This window comes from Mycolicibacillus koreensis, assembly GCF_002104795.1.
GTDB classification, from domain to species: domain Bacteria; phylum Actinomycetota; class Actinomycetes; order Mycobacteriales; family Mycobacteriaceae; genus Mycobacterium; species Mycobacterium koreense.
The window spans coordinates 1-21,157 of record NZ_NCXO01000023.1 but is presented as its reverse complement, the minus strand read 5'-3'; the positions used below and the strand labels follow the sequence as shown (position 1 = coordinate 21,157).

The 21,157-nt window shown below is 70.2% G+C and carries 23 protein-coding genes; 10 read left to right on the top strand and 13 right to left on the bottom strand.

Features of this window, described 5'->3' with window-relative positions; all coding sequences use genetic code 11:
• Positions 1–37 precede the first annotated feature (37 nt).
• From ipdE1 to fadA6, 4 genes are read left to right on the top strand one after another with little or no spacing between them, the layout of a single operon-like run.
• Positions 38–1,201, top strand: coding sequence for an acyl-CoA dehydrogenase IpdE1 (gene ipdE1, locus B8W67_RS11320; RefSeq protein ID WP_085304072.1), 1,164 nt, complete (start codon positions 38–40; stop codon positions 1,199–1,201).
• Entirely contained in the window at positions 1,198–1,992 is a 795-nt protein-coding gene (ipdF, locus tag B8W67_RS11315) for a (5R,7aS)-5-hydroxy-7a-methyl-1-oxo-2,3,5,6,7,7a-hexahydro-1H-indene-carboxyl-CoA reductase (protein ID WP_069393196.1), read from the top strand. Before ipdE1 ends, ipdF begins: the two co-directional genes overlap by 4 nt.
• A gap of 7 nt (positions 1,993–1,999) precedes the next feature.
• A complete protein-coding gene (gene kstR2 / locus B8W67_RS11310; protein WP_069393197.1) occupies positions 2,000–2,614 on the top strand; it encodes a TetR family transcriptional regulator KstR2 in 615 nt (204 codons plus the stop codon).
• Between the two features lie 20 nt (positions 2,615–2,634).
• Positions 2,635–3,795: a steroid 3-ketoacyl-CoA thiolase FadA6 gene (gene fadA6 / locus B8W67_RS11305; RefSeq protein WP_109561775.1), complete on the top strand. Its 1,161-nt coding sequence runs from the start codon at positions 2,635–2,637 to the stop codon at positions 3,793–3,795.
• Here the strand turns inward: fadA6 and B8W67_RS20855 are convergent.
• A complete protein-coding gene (locus B8W67_RS20855) occupies positions 3,779–3,949 on the bottom strand; it encodes a hypothetical protein (protein WP_163797280.1) in 171 nt (56 codons plus the stop codon). The genes fadA6 and B8W67_RS20855 overlap by 17 nt on opposite strands.
• Before the next feature lie 200 nt (positions 3,950–4,149).
• Here B8W67_RS20855 and B8W67_RS11300 point away from each other — a divergent pair, with 200 nt between their 5' ends.
• Positions 4,150–5,442, top strand: coding sequence for a PucR family transcriptional regulator (locus B8W67_RS11300; RefSeq protein WP_085304068.1), 1,293 nt, complete (start codon positions 4,150–4,152; stop codon positions 5,440–5,442).
• Between the two features lie 6 nt (positions 5,443–5,448).
• On the opposite strand, the gene B8W67_RS11295 is transcribed toward B8W67_RS11300, so the two are convergent.
• From B8W67_RS11295 to echA20, 7 genes are all read right to left on the bottom strand, one after another.
• Positions 5,449–6,051 carry a PepSY domain-containing protein gene (locus tag B8W67_RS11295; RefSeq protein ID WP_084228983.1) on the bottom strand — a complete coding sequence of 201 codons (603 nt, stop codon included), beginning with the start codon at positions 6,049–6,051 and terminating at the stop codon, positions 5,449–5,451.
• Between the two features lie 65 nt (positions 6,052–6,116).
• The gene (locus tag B8W67_RS11290) at positions 6,117–7,268 is read right to left on the bottom strand and encodes an NAD-dependent formate dehydrogenase (RefSeq protein ID WP_085304066.1); all 1,152 of its coding nucleotides are present in this window, start codon (positions 7,266–7,268) and stop codon (positions 6,117–6,119) included.
• A gap of 101 nt (positions 7,269–7,369) precedes the next feature.
• The gene (locus B8W67_RS11285) at positions 7,370–8,293 is read right to left on the bottom strand and encodes a LysR family transcriptional regulator (RefSeq protein WP_085304064.1); all 924 of its coding nucleotides are present in this window, start codon (positions 8,291–8,293) and stop codon (positions 7,370–7,372) included.
• Between the two features lie 36 nt (positions 8,294–8,329).
• On the bottom strand, positions 8,330–9,397 hold the full coding sequence (gene ipdC / locus B8W67_RS11280) for a (3aS,4S,5R,7aS)-5-hydroxy-7a-methyl-1-oxo-octahydro-1H-indene-4-carboxyl-CoA dehydrogenase (protein WP_234806727.1): 1,068 nt from the start codon (positions 9,395–9,397) through the stop codon (positions 8,330–8,332).
• Positions 9,394–10,143 (bottom strand): cholesterol ring-cleaving hydrolase subunit IpdB, encoded by a 750-nt coding sequence (gene ipdB / locus B8W67_RS11275; RefSeq protein ID WP_069393202.1) that lies wholly within the window; start codon positions 10,141–10,143, stop codon positions 9,394–9,396. Before ipdB ends, ipdC begins: the two co-directional genes overlap by 4 nt.
• A complete protein-coding gene (gene ipdA / locus B8W67_RS11270; protein ID WP_264033578.1) occupies positions 10,140–11,045 on the bottom strand; it encodes a cholesterol ring-cleaving hydrolase subunit IpdA in 906 nt (301 codons plus the stop codon). The genes ipdB and ipdA overlap by 4 nt, the downstream gene beginning before the upstream one ends.
• Complete coding sequence (echA20, locus tag B8W67_RS11265; protein WP_085304060.1) at positions 11,045–11,800, bottom strand: (7aS)-7a-methyl-1,5-dioxo-2,3,5,6,7,7a-hexahydro-1H-indene-carboxyl-CoA hydrolase; 756 nt, start codon at positions 11,798–11,800, stop codon at positions 11,045–11,047. Before echA20 ends, ipdA begins: the two co-directional genes overlap by 1 nt.
• A gap of 68 nt (positions 11,801–11,868) precedes the next feature.
• On the opposite strand from echA20, the gene B8W67_RS11260 reads away from it, so the two are divergent.
• Entirely contained in the window at positions 11,869–12,645 is a 777-nt protein-coding gene (locus tag B8W67_RS11260; protein ID WP_084228985.1) for an SDR family oxidoreductase, read from the top strand.
• Positions 12,646–12,689: 44 nt separating this feature from the next.
• On the top strand, positions 12,690–13,598 hold the full coding sequence (locus tag B8W67_RS11255) for an SDR family oxidoreductase (protein WP_069393205.1): 909 nt from the start codon (positions 12,690–12,692) through the stop codon (positions 13,596–13,598).
• Positions 13,599–13,620: 22 nt separating this feature from the next.
• Here B8W67_RS11255 and B8W67_RS11250 read toward each other — a convergent pair whose 3' ends face one another.
• Together B8W67_RS11250 and B8W67_RS11245 are read right to left on the bottom strand one after the other, a co-directional pair.
• Positions 13,621–15,519: a hypothetical protein gene (locus B8W67_RS11250; protein WP_085304058.1), complete on the bottom strand. Its 1,899-nt coding sequence runs from the start codon at positions 15,517–15,519 to the stop codon at positions 13,621–13,623.
• A 93-nt stretch (positions 15,520–15,612) separates the two neighbouring features.
• Positions 15,613–16,203: a hypothetical protein gene (locus B8W67_RS11245; RefSeq protein WP_085304056.1), complete on the bottom strand. Its 591-nt coding sequence runs from the start codon at positions 16,201–16,203 to the stop codon at positions 15,613–15,615.
• A gap of 103 nt (positions 16,204–16,306) precedes the next feature.
• Here B8W67_RS11245 and B8W67_RS20550 point away from each other — a divergent pair, with 103 nt between their 5' ends.
• On the top strand, positions 16,307–16,621 hold the full coding sequence (locus B8W67_RS20550) for a hypothetical protein (protein ID WP_131814693.1): 315 nt from the start codon (positions 16,307–16,309) through the stop codon (positions 16,619–16,621).
• On the opposite strand, the gene B8W67_RS11240 is transcribed toward B8W67_RS20550, so the two are convergent.
• Genes B8W67_RS11240 through B8W67_RS11230 form a run of 3 tightly spaced genes read right to left on the bottom strand, consistent with a single transcriptional unit; the run spans position 16,608 to position 18,644 of the window.
• Positions 16,608–17,087 carry a nitroreductase family deazaflavin-dependent oxidoreductase gene (locus tag B8W67_RS11240; RefSeq protein ID WP_069393208.1) on the bottom strand — a complete coding sequence of 160 codons (480 nt, stop codon included), beginning with the start codon at positions 17,085–17,087 and terminating at the stop codon, positions 16,608–16,610. The genes B8W67_RS20550 and B8W67_RS11240 overlap by 14 nt on opposite strands.
• A gap of 10 nt (positions 17,088–17,097) precedes the next feature.
• Positions 17,098–17,490, bottom strand: coding sequence for a DUF8021 domain-containing protein (locus tag B8W67_RS11235; protein ID WP_069393209.1), 393 nt, complete (start codon positions 17,488–17,490; stop codon positions 17,098–17,100).
• Positions 17,491–17,492: 2 nt separating this feature from the next.
• Positions 17,493–18,644, bottom strand: coding sequence for a steroid 3-ketoacyl-CoA thiolase (locus tag B8W67_RS11230; RefSeq protein WP_069393210.1), 1,152 nt, complete (start codon positions 18,642–18,644; stop codon positions 17,493–17,495).
• Positions 18,645–18,763: 119 nt separating this feature from the next.
• On the opposite strand from B8W67_RS11230, the gene B8W67_RS11225 reads away from it, so the two are divergent.
• Together B8W67_RS11225 and B8W67_RS11220 are read left to right on the top strand one after the other, a co-directional pair.
• A complete protein-coding gene (locus B8W67_RS11225) occupies positions 18,764–20,020 on the top strand; it encodes a cytochrome P450 (protein WP_069393211.1) in 1,257 nt (418 codons plus the stop codon).
• A 28-nt stretch (positions 20,021–20,048) separates the two neighbouring features.
• Positions 20,049–21,157, top strand: a 1,109-nt coding sequence (locus B8W67_RS11220; RefSeq protein ID WP_085304054.1) for a cytochrome P450, incomplete at its 3' end; no start/stop codon positions are given.

Genomic DNA, 21,157 nt, shown 5'->3' with positions numbered 1-21,157 from the left:
CTAACAAAGCAAGTGCTTGGTAGGTTAGCCTACAGGGGTGCAAGAGGTCGAGGAGTTCCGGGCCGAGGTCCGGCAGTGGCTGGCCGACAACCTGGTCGGCGAATTCGCCGAGCTCAAGGGGCTGGGCGGTCCGGGGCGCGAACACGAGGCGTTCGAGGAGCGGCTGGCCTGGAATCGGCACCTGGCCGCGGCCGGGCTGACCTGCCTGGGCTGGCCGGTCGAGCACGGCGGGCGGGGACTGTCGGTGGCCCACCGGGTGGCGTTCTACGAGGAGTACGCCCGCGCCGATGCCCCCGACAAGGTCAACCACCTCGGCGAGGAGTTGCTCGGCCCGACCCTGATCGCGTTCGGCACCCCCGCCCAGCAGCAGCGTTTCCTGCCCGGCATCCGCGACGTCACCGAGCTGTGGTGCCAGGGCTACTCCGAACCCGACGCCGGATCCGATTTGGCCAACGTCGCCACCACCGCGGTCCTGGACGGCGACCGCTGGGTCATCAACGGCCAGAAGGTGTGGACGTCGCTGGCGCACCTGTCGCAGTGGTGTTTCGTCATCGCCCGCACCGAGAAGGGCTCAAAGCGCCACGCCGGGCTGTCCTACCTGCTGGTGCCGCTGGACCAGCCCGGCGTGCAGATCCGCCCGATCAACCAGCTCACCGGCACCTCGGAGTTCAACGAGGTGTTCTTCGATGACGCGGTCACCGACGCCGACCTGGTGGTCGGCGAGCCCGGCGACGGCTGGAAGGTCGCGATGGGCACGCTGACCTTCGAACGCGGTGTCTCCACGCTCGGCCAGCAGATCCGCTACGCCCGTGAACTCACCGCGCTCGCCGAGCTCGCGCAGCGCACCGGCGCCGCCGACGACCCGGCGATCGCCGAGCGGCTCACCCGGTCGTGGGTGGGGCTGCGGGTGATGCGCTCCTATGCGCTGGCCACCATGGACGTCGAGCAGCCCGGGCAGGACAACGTCTCGAAGCTGCTGTGGGCCAACTGGCACCGCGACCTGGGTGATCTGGCGATGGACATCATCGGCAAACCCGGGCTGGTGCTCGGTGACGCCGACGGCGGCGATCCCGCGTTCGACGAGTGGCAGCGGCTGTATTTGTTCACCCGCTCGGACACCATCTACGGCGGCTCCAACGAGATTCAGCGCAACATCATCGCCGAGCGTGTTCTCGGCCTACCCCGGGAGGCGAAGGGATGAGCACCGGATTGAGTCAGGCACCGGCCGAGATCGACGGGCACGGGCTGCTGACCGGCAAGGTCGTGGTGGTCACCGCCGCGGCCGGCACCGGGATCGGCTCGGCGGTGGCCCGCCGCGCCCTGGCCGAGGGCGCCGACGTGATGGTCTCCGACCACCACGAGCGCCGGCTCGGCGAGACCCGCGACGCGCTGGCCGCCCTGGACCTGGGCCGGGTCGAGTCGGTGGTGGCCGACGTCACCTCCACCGCGCAGGTCGACGCGTTGATCGCCTCGACCACCGCCCGCCTCGGCCGCCTCGACGTGCTGGTCAACAATGCCGGGCTGGGTGGGCAGACCCCGGTGGTGGAGATGAGCGACGAGGAATGGGACCGGGTGCTCAACGTGTCGCTGACCTCGGTGATGCGCGCCACCCGCGCCGCGCTGCGGTATTTCCGTGACGCCGGGCACGGCGGGGTGATCGTCAACAACGCCAGCGTGCTGGGCTGGCGCGCCCAGCACTCGCAGTCGCACTACGCCGCCGCCAAGGCCGGGGTGATGGCGCTGACCCGGTGCTCGGCGATCGAGGCCGCCGAGTACGGGGTGCGCATCAACGCGGTCTCCCCGTCGATCGCCCGGCACAAGTTCCTGGAGAAGACCAGCTCCACCGAGCTGCTGGACCGGCTCGCCGAGGGCGAGGCGTTCGGGCGGGCCGCCGAGCCGTGGGAGGTCGCCGCCACCATCGCGTTCTTGGCCAGCGGCTACTCCAGCTACCTGACCGGTGAAGTGATCTCGGTGTCCTCCCAGCACCCGTGAGCCGGCCATGACAGCGATGAGTCGCAGGGAGGAACTGCTGGACCTGGCGGCGGAGATGTTCGCCGAACGGGGTCTGCGGGCCACCACCGTGCGCGACATCGCCGACGGCGCCGGAATCCTCTCCGGCAGCCTCTATCACCACTTCTCCTCCAAGGAGGAGATGGTCGACGAGGTGCTGCGCAGCTTCTTGGACTGGCTGTTCACCCGCTACCAGCAGATCGTCGCCGAACAGCCGAACCCGCTGGCCCGCCTGCGGGGACTGTTCATGGCGTCGTTCGAGGCGATCGAGCACCGCCACGCCCAGGTCGTCATCTACCAGGACGAGGCCAAACGGCTCTCCACCCAGCCCCGCTTCGCCTACCTGGAGGAACGCAACCGCCAACAGCGGCGGATGTGGGTCGACGTGCTCACCGAGGGCATCGCCGCCGGTGCGTTCCGCGCCGACCTCGACGTCGATCTGGTCTACCGGTTCATCCGCGACACCACCTGGGGGTCGGTGCGCTGGTACTCCCCGGGCGGGCCCTACACCGCCGAACAGGTGGGCCGCAAATACCTCGCGATCGTGTTGGGCGGGATCACCGCCCCGCAATCAACCCCGCAATCAACCCCAGAAGGAGTCTAGAAATGTCCGACGCCCCCCAGATCTCCCCGGCCTATGTCGTCGACGCGGCACGCACCGCGATCGGCAAACGCAACGGCTCGCTGGCCGGTCTGCACCCCATCGATCTGGGTGCCACCGCGTTTCAGGGACTGATCGACCGGGTCGGGGTGGACCCGGCAGCGGTCGACGACGTCATCGCCGGCTGCGTCGACGCGATCGGCGGGCAGGCCGGCAACATCGGCCGGCTGGCCTGGCTGGCCGCCGGCTACCCCGAAGGCGTTCCCGGCGTGACCGTCGACCGCCAGTGCGGGTCCAGCCAGCAGGCCATCTCGTTCGGCGCCCAGGCCATCATGAGCCGCACCGCGGACCTGATCCTGGCCGGCGGCATGCAGAACATGAGCCAGATCCCGATCTCCTCGGCGATGATCGTCGGCGAGCAGTTCGGCTTCACCTCCCCGACCAACGAGTCGGCCAAGTGGCTGGCCCGCTACGGCGACCAGGAGATCTCGCAGTTCCGCGGCGCGGAGATGATCGCCGAGCGCTGGGACCTCTCCCGCGAGGAGATGGAGCGCTTCGCGCTGCGCAGCCACGAGCGGGCGTTCGCCGCGATCGCCGCGGGCCGCTTCGCGGACGAGATCATCCCGGTCGACGTCGACGGCACCACGTTCGCCACCGACGAGGGGCCGCGGGAGTCCACCCTGGAGAAGATGGCCGGACTGAAGACCCTGGTCGAGGGCGGCCGGCTGACCGCGGCGCTGGCCAGCCAGATCTCCGACGGAGCCTCGGCGGTGCTGCTCGCCTCCGAGCAGGCCCTCGCCGACCACAACCTGACCCCGCGGGCCCGCATCCATCACATCAGCGCCCGCGGCGACGACCCGGTGCTGATGCTGACCGGCCCGATCCCGGCCACCCGCTACGCCCTGGAGCGCTCCGGGCTGTCCATCGGCGACATCGACGTCGTGGAGATCAACGAGGCGTTCGCCCCGGTGGTGCTGGCCTGGCTCAAGGAGTTCGACATCGACCCGGCGAAGGTCAACCCCAACGGCGGGGCGATCGCGCTGGGCCACCCGCTCGGGGCGACCGGGGCGAAACTGTTCGCCACCATGCTCAACGAGCTGGAGCGCACCGGCGGGCGCTACGGGCTGCAAACCATGTGCGAGGGCGGCGGCACCGCCAACGTCACCATCATCGAGCGTCTCTAGCGGCCACCACCCGGGCGGCCGCCGAGGGGGTCGCCGTCGCCCGGCGGGACCGGGTCAGCGCGTGGTAGCCGGAGATCACCACCGGCACCAGCGCGGGCAGAAGCACCAGCAGGATCACCGACAGCGGGGCGAGGTAGGTGGTCAGATAGGTCATGGTGGGCGGAGCCTTTCGGGGTCGTGGGCGGTCGGGGTGCGGTGATCTCCGACGGTAGGAACGACCACGGCGCACCGCGACGTCGCCGGCCGACGAAGCCGGCGCCGCGGGTTGTCCCCGGGTGACAACGCCGGCCGCCCCCGCGGCGCACCGCGGATATACCCCCGCCCGGCGGGCGGCACCGGCTAGCGTCGGCGGTGATGACTCCCCGCGACGGTCCCGCCGGCCCCGCCGTGGCGCAGCACGCCGCGGCGGTGGTCGCGCGCCTGGGTGACCGGCTCGCCGAGGTCAGCGACGACATCCAGGAGCTGGTGATCGGGGAGGTCGCCGAGCTGCGCGGCGACCCACAGCTGGTGCAGCTGCTGCGCGAGACCGTCACCAGCAGCGTCGAGGTGTTCTTCGCGGCGATCCGCCACGACATCCCGGTCGCCCACCTCGACGCCCCGGCGGCGGCACTGGAGTACGCCCGGCGCCTGGCCCAGCGCGACATCTCGGTCAACGCCCTGGTGCGCGGCTACCGGCTGGGGCACCGGGCGGCGCTGCGCGCGGTGATCGAGGCGGTGCGCGCGCCGGACCTCGAGGGCAACACCGACGCGCTGGATCCCGCCCTCGGCTTCGCCGTCTACGACCTCATCGAGGACGTCTCCTTCGACTACATCGACCGGGTCACCGAGCAGGTCGTCGCCGGCTACCAGGACGAACGCGACCAGTGGCTGCAGAGCCGCAGCACCCTGCGGGCGCTGCGGGTGCGCGAGCTGCTCGCCGGCGGTGAGGTCGACGTCGATGCGATGACCACCGCGCTGCGCTATCCGTTGCAGCACCGCCACCTCGCGGTGGTGCTGTGGTGCCCGGACGGCTGCGAGCAGGCCGGGTCGGCGGCCCTCGAACAGCTGCTGCGCCGCCTCGCCGCGGCGGTCGACGCCCCGGCGGCCCCGCTGTTCGTCGCTGTCGACGCGGTCACCGGGTGGGGCTGGATCCCGCTGCCCGACGCGGTCGCCGACCCGGTGCCGGTGCTGCGGGCGGCCCTGGCCGCCGACGGGCCCGTGGTGGCGGCGGGGCGCCCGCTGGCCGGGGTGGCCGGGTTCCGTCGCTCCCACCGGCAGGCACGGGCGGTGCGCGCGGTCGCGCTCGGCGCGGGCCCCGGCGCCGCACCGCTGATCGCGGTCACCGATCCCGGGGTGGCGCTGGCCGCCCTGCTCGGCGGGGACGTGGAGGCGGCGGCCGGGTTCATCACCGACCAGCTCGGCGCGCTGGCCGCCGACACCGACGCCGACGCGCGGCTGCGCCGCACCCTGCTGGTGTTCCTGCAGGCGGGCTCCAGCTACACCGCGGCGGCCGAGCAGCTGCACCTGCACTACAACTCGGTGAAATACCGGGTGCAGCGCGCCGTCGAGCGCCGCGGCCAGCCCCTGGGCGGCGACCGCCTCGACGTGGAGGTGGCGCTGCTGCTCTGCGACCGGTTCGGGTCCGCGGTGCTCGACGGGCACGCCTGAGCGCGGTTACGGGCTGAGGATCTCCCCGGTGTGGGCGTCGATGGCGTACTCGGTCTTCGCGGCGTCGGCGTCGACCAGCTCGACCTCCCAGATCACCGCGCCGTCGGCGTTGGTGTCGATCTCCAGCTCGTTGAACAGCGCGCCCTCCAGGTCGTCGGCGGCGGTCTGCAGCGCCTGCTCGGCGGTGACGGTGATGCCGTCCAGCTTGGCGATGTCGTCGTCGGGTTTGTCGACGGGCTGCTGGGAGATCACGGTGTGGCCGGTCTCGTCGATGATCACCGTGGTCTCGGCCCCGTCGGCGGCGACCTTCGCCTCGAACTGCAGCTGATCGCCGGCGCGCTCGGTCTCCAGGTCGAACACCTGCCCGCCGGGCACCGCCCCGGCCGCGGTGCCCAGGGCGTTGAGCGCCGACTCGATCGCCGCGGCCTCGCTGGCGGCCTCGCTGTCGGCGGTGGTGCTGGTCGGGGAGGCCGGCGCGGTGGACACCGAGGTGCTCACCGTCGTCTCGGTCAGCTCCGGGCTTGCCGGCTCGTCGCTGCTGCAGGCGGCCACGGTGAACGCGGCCAGCCCGGCGGCGGCGGTGGCGGCAGTGGTGCGGGCGAATCTCATCGGACACTCCTCACTGATCGGGTTCCCTACCGTTCTACCCGATTCCCGCCGCGGCTATACCCCGCTCAGCGGTAGGAGCGGGCGCCGGTGCCGGCCAGGGCGCCGTCGGCGACGATCAGGTACTCGGGGCGGATCGGCCGACCGGCCAGCCAGTCCTCCAGGATCTCGCGGGTCCCGGCGGCGTAGCGGGCCTGCGCCGACAGCGTGCTGCCCGAGACGTGCGGGGTCATCGCCTGATGCGGCATGCGCCGCCACGGGTGATCCGGCGCCGGCGGCTGCGGATGCCACACGTCACCGGCGTAGCCGGCCAGCTGGCCGCTCTCCAGTGCGGCGACGATCGCCTCGGGCACGGTCTCCTCGGCGCGGGCGGTGTTGACCAGATACGCCCCGCGGCGCATCGAGTTCAGCAGCGTCGCGTCGAACATGCCGCGGGTGCCGGCATACAGCGGGGAGTGCACCGAGACGATGTCGACCGCGGCGGCCAGTGACGCCACGTCGGGGTGAAACGTCAGCCCCAGGTCGCGTTCCACCGCGTCGGGAAGCCGGTGGATGTCGGTGTAGTGCAGGTGCACCCCGAACGGTTTCATCCGCTCGAGCACCGCCCGGCCGATCCGCCCGGCCGCGATCACCCCGAAGTCCATGCCCTCCACGTCGTAGGCGCGGGACACGCAGTCGGCGATGTTCCAGCCGCCGTCGACGGCGTAGCGGTGCGACGGCACGAAGTTGCGCACCAGCGCCAGCGTCTGCATCACCGTGTGCTCGGCGACGCTGATGGAGTTGGAGTAGGTCTCCTCGGCGACGGTGATGCCGCGGGCCTTCGCCGCGTCCAGATCGACGTGGTCGGAACCGATCCCGGCGGTCAGCGCCAGCTTCAGCTTGGGCGCCTTGGCGATGCGCTCGGCGGACAGGTACGCCGGCCAGAACGGCTGGGAGATGACGATGTCGGCGTCGGGCAACTCCCGCTCGAAGACGCTGTCGGGGCCGTCCTTGTCGCTGGTCACCACCAGCTCGTAGCCGGCGTCGGCGAAGAACCGGCGCAGCCCGAGCGCCCCGGAGACGCAGCCGAGCAGCTCCCCGGGGGTGAAGTCGATGCCCGACGGGGTCGGCAGGGTGCTGCCGTCGGGGTAGGAGTCGAGCACCGGGATCGTGTCGCGGGCGTAGGTCGGCGGGTAGCCGTCGACCGGGTCGGGGTAGAGCACCATCACACATTTCGCCATGCCGCCAGTGTTGGCCGCGGTGCCCGGCGCTGTCCAAGACCGATTCGCGACCAGGTGATAGGCAGCGCCGATCAGGGCCGATCAGCGCCGATCAGCGCCGATCAGAGCTGGTCGGCGTCGGTGCCGGGGACGGGTCCGGTGGTGGTGGCGTGCTCGGCGGCGACGGCGCGAAACGCCCGCGCCAGCACCGAGCCGGGCTCGTTGGCGGCGGTGGCCACCACCACCGTCGCGGTCACCGCCGGTTCCAGCCGCACCGCCTGAATCCGCCCCGGCCGGTCCAGCACGGTCAGCCAGGTGTGCGGGATGATGCTGGCCCACCGCCCGGTGCGCACGTGTGCCAGCAGCGTGGCGATCGAGTCGGTCTCCACCTGCGGGGTCACCGTGAGTCCACGGGCGGCCAGCGCCGCATCCACCAGCCGGCGTCCCCGCATCCCGGCGGTCAGCAGGCACAGCGGCAGCCCGGGGACCTCCGGCCAGCCCAGCTGCGCGGGCTGCCCGTCGAGCAGCCCCGCCGCGGCGATCAGCACATGGCGTTCGGTGTAGAGCGGGGTCAGCCTCAGCGCGCTGGTGTCCTGGGCGTCGGGGTAGATGATCCCGGCGTCGAGTTCGAACCGGCGGATCCGCGCGATCACGTCGGCGGAGCGCAGGCTGGTCTCCAGCTGGACGCGCACCAGCGGGTGGGCGGCGCAGAACACGTCGGTCAGTGGCGCCACACTGGCCGCGGCGGCCGGGATCACCCCGAGCCGCAGCTGGCCGGTCAGCCCGGTGCGCAGCGCGGTGACCTCGTGTCTGAGCGCGTCGTGGTCGGCGAGGATCCGCCGCGCCCACAGCACCAGCCGCTCCCCTTCGGCGGTGAGGCCCTCGAAGCGCTGATCGCGGTGCACCAGCGGGACACCGAGTTCGTGCTCCAGTTTGCGGATGGCCTCCGACAGCGCCGGCTGCGAGACATGGCAGGCGGCCGCGGCGCGGGCGAAATGCCGTTCCCGGGCCAACGCCACGAAGTACTCCAGTTGGCGCAGCTGCATGCCCCTATTCGACCACGGGCGCGCGCCGCGGGATCCTCAGCGGATCAGCGCTGAGGCGGCCCGCAGATGCTCGACGGCCTCGACCACGATCTGTTCGATGAGCTCCGCGCACGACGGCAGGTCCCCGACGATCCCGGCCACCTGCCCGGAGGCGAGCACCCCGGCGTCGGTGTTGCCCTCGACCAGCCCGGCCTTGAGCAGCATCGGGGTGTTGGCGGCCATCACCACCTGCGACCAGGTCAGCTCCTTGCCCGACCGCATCGCCAGGCCGTCTTTGACCATCGAGCCCCAGCTCATCTGCGACATCTTCTTGAACTTGGCGGCGTTGCGCACCGCGGCGGTGAACCCGCGCAGCCGCGAGCCGCTCTCCAATTTCTCCACCAGCCCGGTGCGCAGCACCCGGTGCGGCATGCCGTCGACCCGGGTGGAGACCACGGTGCCGTCCAGGCCCGCGTCCAGATACCGCTGTTTGACCGCGTCGGGCACCGTCGAATCGGAGGTGAGCAGGAACCGGGTTCCCATCGCCACACCGGCCGCCCCGTAGCTCAGCGCGGCGGCCAGGCCGCGGCCGTCGAAGAAGCCGCCCGCGGCGATCACCAGCATGTCGGTGTCGGCGACGGCGTCGAGCACCGACGGCAGCAGCAGGGTGGTGGCGACCGGGCCGGTGTGCCCGCCGCCTTCGCCGCCCTGCACGATCACCGCGTCCGCGCCCCACGACGCCACCTTCTTGGCGTGTTTGGCCGCTCCCACCGACGGGATCACCACCGCGCCGGCGCTTTTGAGTTTCTCGATCAGCTCCGGCTTGGGTGCCAGCGCGAACGAGGCGACCTTGACCCCTTCGCGGATCATCAAATCCACCCGGTCGCCGGCGTCGGCGGCGTCGGCGCGGATGTTGACCCCGAACGGCTTGTCGGTGCCGGCCTTGACCTTGGTGATCGCCGCGGCGAGCTCGTCGAGGGTCATCGTCGCCGACGCCAGGATGCCCAGCCCGCCGGCGTTGGCGGTGGCGGTCACCAGCCGGGCACCGGCCACCCACCCCATCCCGGTCTGCACCACCGGGTGCTCGATCCCGATCAGGTCGGTCAGCGGGGTGCGCAGCCTCACGATCGGACTTCCTTGTCGCGCAGCGATTTCGGGTCGATGACCTCGCGGATCAGCGTGAGTTCGTCCTCGGTGGGCGGGCGGGTCTCCTCGGCGGTGTCGAGTCCGGCCACCGCGAACGAGGTCTTCTCGGTGACCTCGTCGGCGCTGACGCCGGGGTGCAGGCTCAGCGCCCGCATGGTGTTCTGCGGCCCGCCGAAGTCGAACACCCCGAGGTTGGAGACCACCCGGTAGATGTTGACGAACCGGTAGGCGGGGTTGTCCGGGTCGATCTTGTCGTAGCCGATCCCGGAGACCACGTCGACGGCATCGGTGAAGACCCGGGTGGAGTGGTTGCCGACGAAGTAGCTGGTGGCGTGGTTGATGGTGTTGCCCGGCGCGCCGCGCACCCCGAACATCTGCCGGGTGGGCTGCTGCAACGGCCCGAACGCGGAGATGTTCTGGTTGCCGTACCGGTCGATCTGGTTGGCGCCCATCACCACATGACGCCGGCCCCAGGCCAGCGTCTCGAACACCCGGTTGAACGGCATCCAGCCCTCGATGGCGCCGGCGGCGCCGATGGCCGGGGTGTCGGCCAGAATGCGGGCCTCCCCGTCGGTGAGCAGGATGTCGGGGGAGAACGTCAGCCGCGCCAGCCGCGCCCCGATACCGACCACGGTGGTCATCGGCGAGACCATGATCTCCCCGGCGTCGCGGAACATCTCCGCGCAGGCGGTCACACAGATTTCTGCTCGGCTGGCCATGCTCATGATTCCTCCTGGAAACGGCGCACCGCGGCCTGGTAGTCGGCCTCGCTGCCGGACAGATAGGTGGCGGTGAACTGCGCCCAGCCCTCCTCGGAGCCGGCCGCCTCGGCGTAGTGCCGCTGGAAATTCTCGTCGCGACGGTAATCCGGTTCGGCGGTGGTGAAATGCGCCCCGCCGGGAGCCTCGACCACCACGTCGGTCATCATCCGGTTGACCAGCAGTGCCTGCGGCGGCACCGCCTCGACGAGCTCGGCGGTGGGGACCACCTTCTCCACCGACAGGATCCGACGTTCGGCGGCCATCAGGTACAGGTCGTCGAAGTAGGGGTCGATGCCGGTGTAGGCGGCGTTGCCGCGCGCGTCGCCGAGGTTGAGGTGCACCAGGGCGGCGTCGAGGTTCAGCGCCGGCATCGCGATCAGGGTCTCGTGCTGTGCCGCCCCGGGGGTGGGGCAAGGCGTGGGGTAAGGCGACGTGACGGTCTTGAGCTCGCCGTCCCAGAAGTCGGGCACCGAGCTGCCCAGCCCGGCGCGGGTGGGCAAAAACGGCAGCCGGGCGGCCGCGGCCTGCAGTCCGCAGCGCAGCATGCCCTCGTCCATCTCGCGGGCCTCGACGGTCCCGGCGGTGCGGGCCCGCGCGAACCACGGGTCGTAAAACGGGGGGGAGTCCAGCGAGACGAACCCGTAGTACACCCGCGACACCTTGCCCGCCGAGCACAGCAACCCCAGGTCCGGGCCGCCGTAGGTGACCACGGTCAGGTCGGTGACGTCGGTGCGCAGCAGCGCGCGCACCAGCGCCATCGGTTTGCGCCGCGATCCCCAGCCGCCCAGGCCGATCGTCATGCCGCTCTCGATGCCCGCGACGGCCTCGTCGAGGCCGGTCAGTTTGTCGGTGCTCGTCTGGCCCACTACTTCTTCCCCTTCTCGGTCCCGGCGAACTCGTCGCGGTGCTCGTCGGCCACGCCGGACAGGTTGAGCTCGAAGGTGAAGCCCTGTTCCATGCGGTAACTGGAGTTGACCTTCTGCACGTCGATGAGGTTCAGCGCCTCCTTGGCCGCCCGGATCACCCGGGTGTCCTTGGCGGCGATGTCGCGGGCCACCCGCAGCGCGGCCTCGTCGAGATCCTCGCGGGCCACCACCTCGTGCACCGAGCCGTAGTGGGCCAAGGTGGCCGCGTCGACGGTCGCGGCGGTGTAGAACAGCCGGCGCATCATGTGCTGGGGCACCAGCCGGGACAGGTGGGTGGCCGCGCCCAGGGCGCCGCGCTCGACCTCCGGCAGCCCGAACTTCGCGTCGTCGGAGGCCACGATGACGTCGGCGTTGCCGACCAGCCCGATGCCCCCGCCGACGCAGAATCCGTTGACCGCGGCGATGACCGGCACCGCGCACTCGTAGACCGCCTTGAACGCGGCGAAGCAGCCGCGGTTGGCGTCGATCAGCGCGGTGAAGCCGTCGGTGTTCTGCATCTCCTTGATGTCGACCCCGGCGTTGAACCCGCGGCCCTCCGCGCGCAGGATCACCGCGTGGGTGGCCATGTCGGCGCCGGCGGCGGTGATCGCCTCGGCCAGCTCGAACCAGCCGGCCGACGGGATCGCGTTGACCGGGGGGTAGTCGACGGTGACCGCGACGATGCCCGGTTCGACGGTGGTGGATGTGATCGGCATCTGGATTTCCCTAATCGATTCTCGGGGCACGAGTACCTGAGCAAGCACTTGCTTGGTACGCTAGCACAGTGGCTGATCCTGGTGTAGACGCGATCAACCTCGGCCTGCGCGGCCGGGTGGTGCTGGTGACCGGCGGGGTGCGCGGTGTCGGCGCCGGTATCTCGGCGGTCTTCGCCGAGCAGGGCGCGACCGTGGTGACCTGTGCGCGCCGGCCGGTGGACGGCCTGCCGCACGAGTTCCACGCCTGCGACGTGCGCGACGACGCCGCGGTGGCCGCGATGATCACCGCGATCGCCGAACGGCACGGCCGCCTCGACGCGGTGGTCAACAACGCCGGCGGCTCGCCCTACGCGCTGGCCGCCGACGCCTCGGCGAACTTCTCCCGCAAGATCGTCGAGTTGAACCTGCTCGGCCCGCTGTCGGTGGCCCAGCACGCCAACGCGGTGATGCAGACCCAGGACGGCGGCGGGACGATCGTCAACATCTCCAGCGTGTCGGCCCACCGGCCGTCGCCGGGCACCGCGGCCTACGGCGCGGCCAAGGCCGGGGTGGACAACCTGACGACCTCGCTGGCGGTGGAGTGGGCGCCGAAGGTGCGGGTCAACTCGGTGATCGTCGGGATGGTCGAGACCGAGCAGTCCGAACTGTTCTACGGCGACGCCGACTCGGTGGCCGCGGTGGCCGCCACCGTGCCGCTGGGCCGGCTGGCCACCCCCGCCGACGTCGGCTGGGCCGCCGCCTATCTGAGCTCACCGCTGGCGTCCTACGTCAGCGGCGCCGCCCTGGCGGTGCACGGCGGCGGGGAGCCGCCGGCCTACCTCGACGCCTCGAGCGCCAACAAGTAATCGCCAACAAGTAATCCCGCCCTCGGTAACTAAGGAGACAACACATGGGACTTCTCGACGGCCGCGTGGTCATCGTCACCGGCGCCGGCGGCGGCATCGGCCGCGCCCACGCGCTGGCGTTCGCCGCCGAAGGCGCACGCGTCGTGGTCAACGACATCGGTGTGGGCCTCGACGGCTCCCCGGCCGGTGGCGGCAGCGCCGCGCAGAACGTGGTCGAGGAGATCGTCGCCGCCGGCGGTGAGGCGATCGCCAACGGCTCCAACGTCGCCGACTGGCAGCAGGCCGAGCAGCTGATCCGGGCCGCGGTCGACGGGTTCGGTGGGCTGGACGTGCTGGTCAACAACGCCGGCATCGTGCGCGACCGGATGCTGGCCAACACCAGCGAAGAGGAGTTCGACGCCGTCATCGCCGTGCACCTCAAGGGGCATTTCGCCACCATGCGCCACGCCGCCGCCTACTGGCGCGCCCAGGCCAAGGAGGGCAACAGCGTCGATGCCCGCATCATCAACACCACCTCCGGCGCCGGCCTGCAGGGCAGCGTCGGGCAGGCCAACTACTCGGCGGCCAAGGCCGGGATCTCCGCGCTCACCCTGGTGGCCTCGGCGGAGTTGGGCCGCTACGGGGTGACCGTCAACGCGATCGCGCCGGCGGCGCGCACCCGGATGACCGAGACCGTCTTCGCCGACATGATGGCCACCCAGGAGGCCGACTTCGACGCGATGGCCCCGGAGAATGTCTCGCCGCTGGTCGTCTGGCTCGGCAGTGCGCAGTCCCGCGACGTCACCGGCCAGGTGTTCGAGGTCGAGGGCGGGCTCATCCGGGTCGCCGAGGGCTGGGCGCACGGCCCGCAGGTGAACAAGGGAGCGCGCTGGGACCCGGCCGAACTCGGCCCCGTGGTCACCGACCTGCTGGGCAAGGCCCGCGCCGGCGTGCCGGTGTACGGCTCGGCCTGAGCGGCGCCGGTGACGCCGCGCATCACCGGGACGGTGGGTCACCGGTGACCCGCAGCGGGGTCAGATCGTCACGGCTCAGGTGCATCCCGACTGGCCTGGTGCCGCCGGCGACGCAGGTGAGGCCGTCGCGCTCCATCCGGCACGCGGTGGGGTCGGGCCCGTCCTCGAGCCAGATGGTCGACCCGTAGGGCAGTACCTCCGACTCCGCGTAGATGGGCGGGTCCTCGGCGACCACCCCGTTGACGACGCGTTCCCAGCCGAAGTTGACCACCGAATCACGCCAATCATCTTCGTGGCCGGGCGGTTTCGGTGTTCGCGGGTATGTCCCCGCCGGGACGTCGCAGAACAGCGAGTATTTCCGCCAGGTGCAGACGATGGACCCGGTCGGTGAGCGGAAGTGCAGATAGTCCGGGGTCCGCGTCGCCGGGTCACCCGGCAGGTAGCCGCCGACGTGGTAGCGCTCGGCGTCGACGATCGTCCCTTCGGTGACCTCTGCCAGCTTCCGGGCCTCCTCGGCCGAGGGTTCACGTAGCGGCATCTCCCCGGGTGGATCGTCGAAGGGGACGCGGGAGGGCCCCGGATACCGGTGATAGTCCAGTGGGGCGGGCGCGGTGTCGAACGAGGCGTCCCGAAGGTGTTCCACGGTGGCGCGCAACAACTCTCCCGGCTCCTCCGAAGGGGAGAGCGCGGTGACCAGGACGCCGCGTACCCGGGTGAGGATCGTCCAGAAATCGAAGTTCGTCGGCAGGGAGCGCTTCAGGTGGATCGCGTACGCCTCGTGCCCGGCCACCGTCGTCGCCACCAGATCGACCGACCCGTCTGAGGCCCTCTCGTCGACACCGCGGTAGGTCGCGCACTGCTGTGCCCAGCGCTTCGTCGCCTCGATCACGTCGACGGCTGGGTCCTCGATGTTGAGCCGGACCTGCCGGGCCGTGGACTGCCACTGGTCGAGGCCGCCCGGCAGACCGACGGGGGCCTCGGATCGTGCTTCGGCGGTGGCGATCTTACGGAAATCGCGACCGATGTCGGCGCGGGGTGCGCGCTCGTTGAGGAACGGGATGGTGGCGCAGTCAGGCGGATCGGTCCGGCCCTCGGGGCCGTAGTCGTCGATCCGGGCCGCGACGGTCGGGGAGGTGTGGCCGACGCTCCAGCCGGCCGGTAGGTCGGCGGCGACAGGCAGGAGCCGGCTGAGGTCGGCGTCGGAGTACCCGCGCAGATCCGCGGTGCCGGCGGTGTCGGCCAGCGGGCGCGGCGCGGGACGATTCTCGGTCAGGCGTCGCAGCGTGGCGGCGAATACGTCGTCGAGCACCGAACCGCTGTCGTGGCGGCGTCCACCCACCACGACGTCACCTACTCGGGCCAGGTACACCACGCTCTCCCGCGACCCTTCGGGCTGGAACCGCCGCTCCCGGTTGTCGGTGAAAAGCAGGCGCAGCACGTCGACGCCGGCGATGCGGTGCGGCGCCAGGACGCTGACCGACGTCGGCATCCCCGGGCCGCGGTCCTCGCCTGAGGCGCCGTACCACTCGACGTAGTCGGCGCAGCGCTGCGCCCAGGCGCGGGTGTCGGCGATGAGGTCGCGCGAGGCCTGCGGATCGAACAGGACGACGGACGCTTCGCCGCCGAACCCGGTGGGGCCCAAGCTGGTGTGCCGGGCGACCGCGCGGGCGGCGATGCGGCCGGGCTCGGCGAACGGCGCCCGCGCACAGTCGGCCGGTTCGGCGGTGCGCTCGGGGACTGTGTCGGTGTCTGAGGCCGAACCGATCTGCTGCACGATGTTCCAGCCGGTCCACGGATAGTCGGCCAGACTGGGCAGGAACGCCGTCAGCCCCGCTTCCGGGGGCGTCGCCGGCGGGGATTCCGCTGGGGCGCATCCGGCCAGCAGTGCTGCTGCGACGATGCTGTGGGCTGCTCGACGCACTCGGGGCCCCCTCGTCGGGTCGGCCGGCGTCCTTGACGGCTCGAAAGTGGCTGGGATGTCAGCATAACCAGCCGTCACCGCCGGTGATATCGGCTATTTTCGCGCTGTCGGGGGGAGTTGGGCCAGGGCTCGTCCGGTGGTGCGGATGGATTCGAGGTTGGCGGGGTCGTAGTCGGCGGCCTGAATGTAGACGTAGTACTGCAGGACGACCGGTCGGTCTTTTTTGTAGTTGACCTCGACGCTGGTGATCAACCCGCAGCGCCCCACACCGGTGGAGACAACTTGCCGGTATTCGTCGTCACGGTGTTTGGTGACGCCTTTGACCCATTCCTCGACGTTGTCTTTGTTGTAGCCGAAGCGGTCGATGCCGTCGCGGACTTCGGTGATGGCGTCGTCGAGGGTGTCGACCGAGCGCCAGAAGGCGATGTCGTCGAGGGTGCCCGCAAAACGGTCGGCGGTGATGAACAGGGTGCGGGTGCGCAGGACCTCGCGGCAGTGTGGGCCGTCGAGGACGAGAAGTTTCTCCGGTGCTCGCGGGTCGCCGATGGCGAGCGCGTCGTCGGCGTCGAACCCGACGTCGGCCAATCTCACGGTTCCGGAGTGCAGGTCGAACTTGATGATCCGGGTGTCCGCGATCTGTTGGAGGCCTTCGGCATCCAGTCGCGAATAGGGTGAAGCTGTCAATGGAGTCCATGAGTTCCGACACATTGGTATCGGGATCGTTTCCAGTACAACCCGTCAGGGTCATCAGTGCCACGCCGATGAAGAGCAAGCCGAAGACGCGTAGGTGCCGCACTACTTCTCCCACGGCCATTTGAAATCGACATCGACGTCGACATCGGTGGTGCGGTCGATGATTTCGGTCCCGTACGGTGATCTCGGTCGGGAAGACCTCGCCGAACGCACGGGCCTCGGGGATGGAGGGCTCTCCGGCGTCGATCGCGTGCCACGCGTTCCTTCCGTTGTCATCGACGAGACCGACTCGCGCCATCCGGTCAGCGATCTGAGCGTCGGAGGAATCGTGACGATCGGCGTCTTGTGGCTGCCCGCTCGGGCTCGGTCGCTTTGGTGCCACGTCGTGCTGGTCGCTACTCGCAGATGACGATCGGGATCTCGCGGGTGGTGAACGAGCGGTAGTCGGCGAAATCCGGGTACATCGCGTCCAGCTTCGGCCAGTACTGCGCGCGTTCGGCCTCGGTGGCCTCACGGGCGGTCAGCGCCAGCACCTCGCCGCGGATGCGGAACGTCACCGCCGGGTTGGCCTTGAGGTTCAGATACCACATCGGGTTGGTCGCCCGACCGCCCTGGGAGGCCACCAGGATCACCCGGTCGCCCTCGCGCAGATACAGCAGCGGGGACTCCCGTTGCTGACCGGACTTTCGGCCGATCGTGGTGAGAATCCCGACCGGCGGCACGTCGCCGAACCGCTGGTTGCCCAGGCGCCACTTGCCGCCGAGGCGGCCGTTGGTGGCCTTGTAGATCGCGGTGTTGGCCCGCGACATCCATTTGATGATGACGCCGGTGACCGGTGAGTTCAGCGCGCGCGGCGCGGCGGGGGTTTCAGACATGGCCGTGAGCCTAACGGCCGAGGAACGGTCTGAAGGTGGCGCGGATGTGGTGGATGTGCGCCGCCCCGTCGGCGGAGGTGGCCGGGATGATGAACGTCTCGTCGACGCGCGCGCAGACCCGCCGGCCCGCCAGGGCCGGTTTGGTGATGATGTCGTAGACGGCGCGCACCTCGTCGTCGGTGACGCTGTAGTCGGGGGTGGTGGCGGCCTTGATCAGCTTGAACTGCGGGCCGCGGTCGAGGCTGCGGCGCAGATGCGCCCCGGAGAACCCGGTCTTCACGCCCAGTTCGATGCGCACACAGTCGTCGGTGAACGGCACCGCCGACGCGTCGTGGCTGACCAGCGCATCGATGTAGGCCTGGGCGGCGGCGATGCGGGCGGCCTCGGGAACCGGTGCGGACACCGCTAGATCCGCTCGATGATGGTTCCGGTGGACAGCGCCCCGCCGGCGCACATGGTGATCAGCGCGGTCGAGGCGTCGGTGCGCTCCAACTCGTGCAGCGCGGTGGTGATCAGCCGCGACCCGGTGCAGCCCACCGGGTGGCCCAGCGCGATCGCCCCGCCGTTGACGTTGACGGTGTCCATGTCCGGGTTGTGCACCGCCGCCCACGACAGCACCACCGAGGCGAACGCCTCGTTGATCTCGACCAGGTCGATGTCGCCCATCGTCATCCCGGCCTTGGCCAGCACCTTCTCGGTGGACTGCACCGGGCCGTCGAGGTGGTAGTAGGTCTCCGCGCCGACCAGTGCCTGGCTGACGATGCGGGCCCGCGGGGTCAACCCCAGCGCTTTGGCCTTGTCCTCGTCCATCCACAGCACCGCGGCGGCACCGTCGGAGATCTGCGAGGAGGTGCCGGCGGTGTGGCTGCCGCCCTCGATGACCGGCTTGAGCGCCGCGAGGCCCTCGGCGGTGGTCTCGCGCAGACCCTGGTCGCGGCGCACGGTGTTCCACTCGGCGGTGGGTTGCTTGTTCTCGTCGATCACCGGGGCCTCGATCGGGGAGATCTCCCGGTCGAACCGCCCTTCGGCCCAGGCCCGGGCGGCCAGCTGCTGGGAGCGCAGACCGAAAGCGTCGAGGTCGGCGCGGCTGATCCCGCGGCGTTTCGCGATCCGCTCGGCGGCCTCGAACTGGTTGGGCAGGTCGATGTCCCAGGAGGCCGCGCGCGCCCCGCCGCCGTTCTCGCCGAGGCCGACCCGGCTCATCGCCTCGATGCCGCAGGCCACGCCGATGTCGATCGCGCCGGTGGCGATCAGCCCCGCGATCAGGTGGTTGGCCTGCTGGCCGCTGCCGCACTGGCAGTCGATCGTGGTGGCCCCGACCTGTTCGGGCAGCCCCGCCACCAGCCAGGACTGCCGGGTGATGTTGTTGGCCTGCTCGGCGTACTGGGTGACGCACCCGCCGATGGCCTGCTCCACGCTGCCCGGGTCGATCCCCGCCTTGGCGAGCAACGCCTTCTGTACCGCCCCGAGCAACTCGGTGGCATGCAGGCCGGACAACCAGCCGTTGCGTTTGCCGATCGGACTGCGGGTTGCTTCAACGATGACGGGTGTGCCCATGCGGTCAGGCTAGAACACGTTTCATTACGCTGACAAGCGCGGATGTGTCGACGCCTTTTATCCGGGGTGAAGGCATGTTTTACTGGCACTAGAACACGTTGTCATCAAGGAGTGCACCTGTGTCATCTCAGCCCAGCCCCAGCTGTCCCGTCGACCTGACCGACCCGGACATCTACGCCGAGCGGATCCCCCACGAGGAGCTCGCCGAACTGCGGAAGAACTCGCCGATCACCTGGATCGAGCAGCCGGACGGCAAGTCCGGTGGCTTCAACGACGGCGGCTACTGGGCCATCACCAAGCACAAGGACGTCAAAGAGGTCTCGCTGCGCAGCGACGTGTTCTCCAGCGCGGTCAACACCGCCATCCCGCGGTTCACCGACGACATCCCGCGGGAGAACATCGACCTGCAGAACGTGGTGCTGCTGAACATGGACGCCCCGGACCACACCCGGCAGCGTCGCATCATCTCCCGGGGATTCACCCCGCGCGCCATCGGCCGGCTGCGGGAGGAACTGCAGGAGCGCGCCCAGAACATCGCCAAGGAAGCCTTGGCCACCGGCTCGGGCGACTTCGTCGAGCAGGTCTCCGCGGAGCTGCCGCTGCAGGCCATCGCCGGGCTGCTGGGCGTGCCGCAGGAGGACCGCGGCAAGCTGTTCGAGTGGTCCAACCAGATGACCTCCTACGACGACGCCGAGTACGCGCACTACGACGAGAAGGCCTCCTCGATGGAGATCATCGCCTACTCGATGAAGCTGGCCGAGGAGAAGAAGAAGAACCCCGGCGCCGACATCGTCACGACGCTGGTCGAGGCCGACATCGACGGTGAGAAGCTCACCGAGGCCGAGTTCGGTTTCTTCGTGGTGCTGCTCGCGGTGGCCGGCAACGAGACCACCCGCAACTCGATCACCCAGGGCATGATGGCGTTCTCGGAGTTCCCCGAGCAGTGGGAGCTGTTCAAGCGCGAGCGCCCGGAGACCACCGCCGACGAGATCGTGCGCTGGGCCTCCCCGGTCACCTCGTTCCAGCGCACCGCCACCGAGGACACCGAGCTGTCGGGGGTGAAGATCAAGAAGGGCCAGCGGGTGGTGATGTTCTACCGGTCGGCCAACTTCGACGAGGAGGTCTTCGACGACCCGTTCTCGTTCGACATCACCCGCGACCCCAACCCGCACGTCGGGTTCGGCGGCACCGGCGCGCACTACTGCATCGGCACCCACCTGGCGCGCATGACCATCCAGCTGCAGTTCGAGGCGATCGCCGACCACATGCCCGACCTGCTGCCGCTGGCCAAGCCGGACCGGCTGCGTTCGGGCTGGCTCAACGCGATCAAGCACTGGCAGGTGGATTACACCGGCAAGTGCCCGGTGGAGCACTGACCCCCGAGGGCACCGCAGGAGGATAACGGTGGACAGCACGACCGGGCCGGCGCGTCCGGCCGTCGCCGACGGCTTCGACTTCCTTGACCCCGAGGTCATCCTTCGGGGCATCCCCGACGAGGCGTTCGCGGCGCTGCGCGCATCCGCGCCGGTCTGCTGGATCGCCCAACCACCCGGTGAGGGCGGCGGCTTCCACGACGGCGGCTATTGGGCGATCACCAAACACCACGACGTCAAAGAGATCTCGCTGCACAGCGACGTGTTCTCCAGCTTCGAGAACTGTGTGATCCCGCGCTACCCGAACGACATGAAGCGGGAGAACATCGAACTGCAGCGGTTCGTCATGCTCAACATGGATGCGCCGGCGCACACCCGGCTGCGCCGCATCATCGCGCGCGGGTTCACCCCGAGGGCGATCGGGCGGCTGCGCGCCGAACTGTCCGAGCGGGCTCAGAACATCGCCCGGGAGGCGGCCGCCGCCGGGTCCGGCGACTTCGTCGAACAGATCTCGTGCGAGCTGCCGCTGCAGGCGATCGCCGGGCTGCTCGGCGTGCCCCAGGAGGACCGGGACAAACTGTTCCGCTGGTCCAACGAGATGACCGGCAGCGAGGACCCGGAGTACGACGACGTCGACCCGCAGGCCTCGTCGATGGAGTTGATCGCCTACGCGATGCAGTTGGCGGAGGAGAAAAAGAAGAACCCCGGCGCCGACATCGTCACCACGCTGGTGGAGGCCGACATCGACGGCGAGAAGCTCTCCGACGACGAGTTCGGGTTCTTCGTGGTGATGCTGGCTGTGGCCGGCAACGAGACCACCCGCAACTCGATCAGCCACGGAATGGTCGCATTCGCCGAGCATCCCGAGCAGTGGGAGCTGTTCAAACGGGAGCGCCCGGAGACCGCCGCCGACGAGATCGTGCGCTGGGCCACCCCGGTGATCTGCTTCCAGCGCACCGCGCTGACCGACTATGAGCTGTCGGGGGTGACGATCAAGAAGGGCCAGCGGGTGGTGATGTTCTATCGGTCGGCCAACTTCGACGAGGAGGTCTTCGACGACCCGTTCTCGTTCGACATCACCCGCGACCCCAACCCGCACGTCGGGTTCGGCGGCACCGGCGCGCACTACTGCATCGGCAC

What these genes read in the sequence shown, in the direction of transcription:
- ipdF (WP_069393196.1), top strand. Translation starts at nt 1,198, where the DNA reads ATGAGCACCGGATTGAGTCAGGCACCGGCCGAGATCGACGGGCACGGG.
- kstR2 (WP_069393197.1), top strand. Translation starts at nt 2,000, where the DNA reads ATGACAGCGATGAGTCGCAGGGAGGAACTGCTGGACCTGGCGGCGGAG.
- B8W67_RS20855 (WP_163797280.1), bottom strand. Translation starts at nt 3,949, where the DNA reads ATGACCTATCTGACCACCTACCTCGCCCCGCTGTCGGTGATCCTGCTG.
- B8W67_RS11300 (WP_085304068.1), top strand. Translation starts at nt 4,150, where the DNA reads ATGACTCCCCGCGACGGTCCCGCCGGCCCCGCCGTGGCGCAGCACGCC.
- B8W67_RS11295 (WP_084228983.1), bottom strand. Translation starts at nt 6,051, where the DNA reads ATGAGATTCGCCCGCACCACTGCCGCCACCGCCGCCGCCGGGCTGGCC.
- B8W67_RS11290 (WP_085304066.1), bottom strand. Translation starts at nt 7,268, where the DNA reads ATGGCGAAATGTGTGATGGTGCTCTACCCCGACCCGGTCGACGGCTAC.
- B8W67_RS11285 (WP_085304064.1), bottom strand. Translation starts at nt 8,293, where the DNA reads ATGCAGCTGCGCCAACTGGAGTACTTCGTGGCGTTGGCCCGGGAACGG.
- ipdB (WP_069393202.1), bottom strand. Translation starts at nt 10,143, where the DNA reads ATGAGCATGGCCAGCCGAGCAGAAATCTGTGTGACCGCCTGCGCGGAG.
- echA20 (WP_085304060.1), bottom strand. Translation starts at nt 11,800, where the DNA reads ATGCCGATCACATCCACCACCGTCGAACCGGGCATCGTCGCGGTCACC.
- B8W67_RS11255 (WP_069393205.1), top strand. Translation starts at nt 12,690, where the DNA reads ATGGGACTTCTCGACGGCCGCGTGGTCATCGTCACCGGCGCCGGCGGC.
- B8W67_RS11240 (WP_069393208.1), bottom strand. Translation starts at nt 17,087, where the DNA reads ATGTCTGAAACCCCCGCCGCGCCGCGCGCGCTGAACTCACCGGTCACC.
- B8W67_RS11230 (WP_069393210.1), bottom strand. Translation starts at nt 18,644, where the DNA reads ATGGGCACACCCGTCATCGTTGAAGCAACCCGCAGTCCGATCGGCAAA.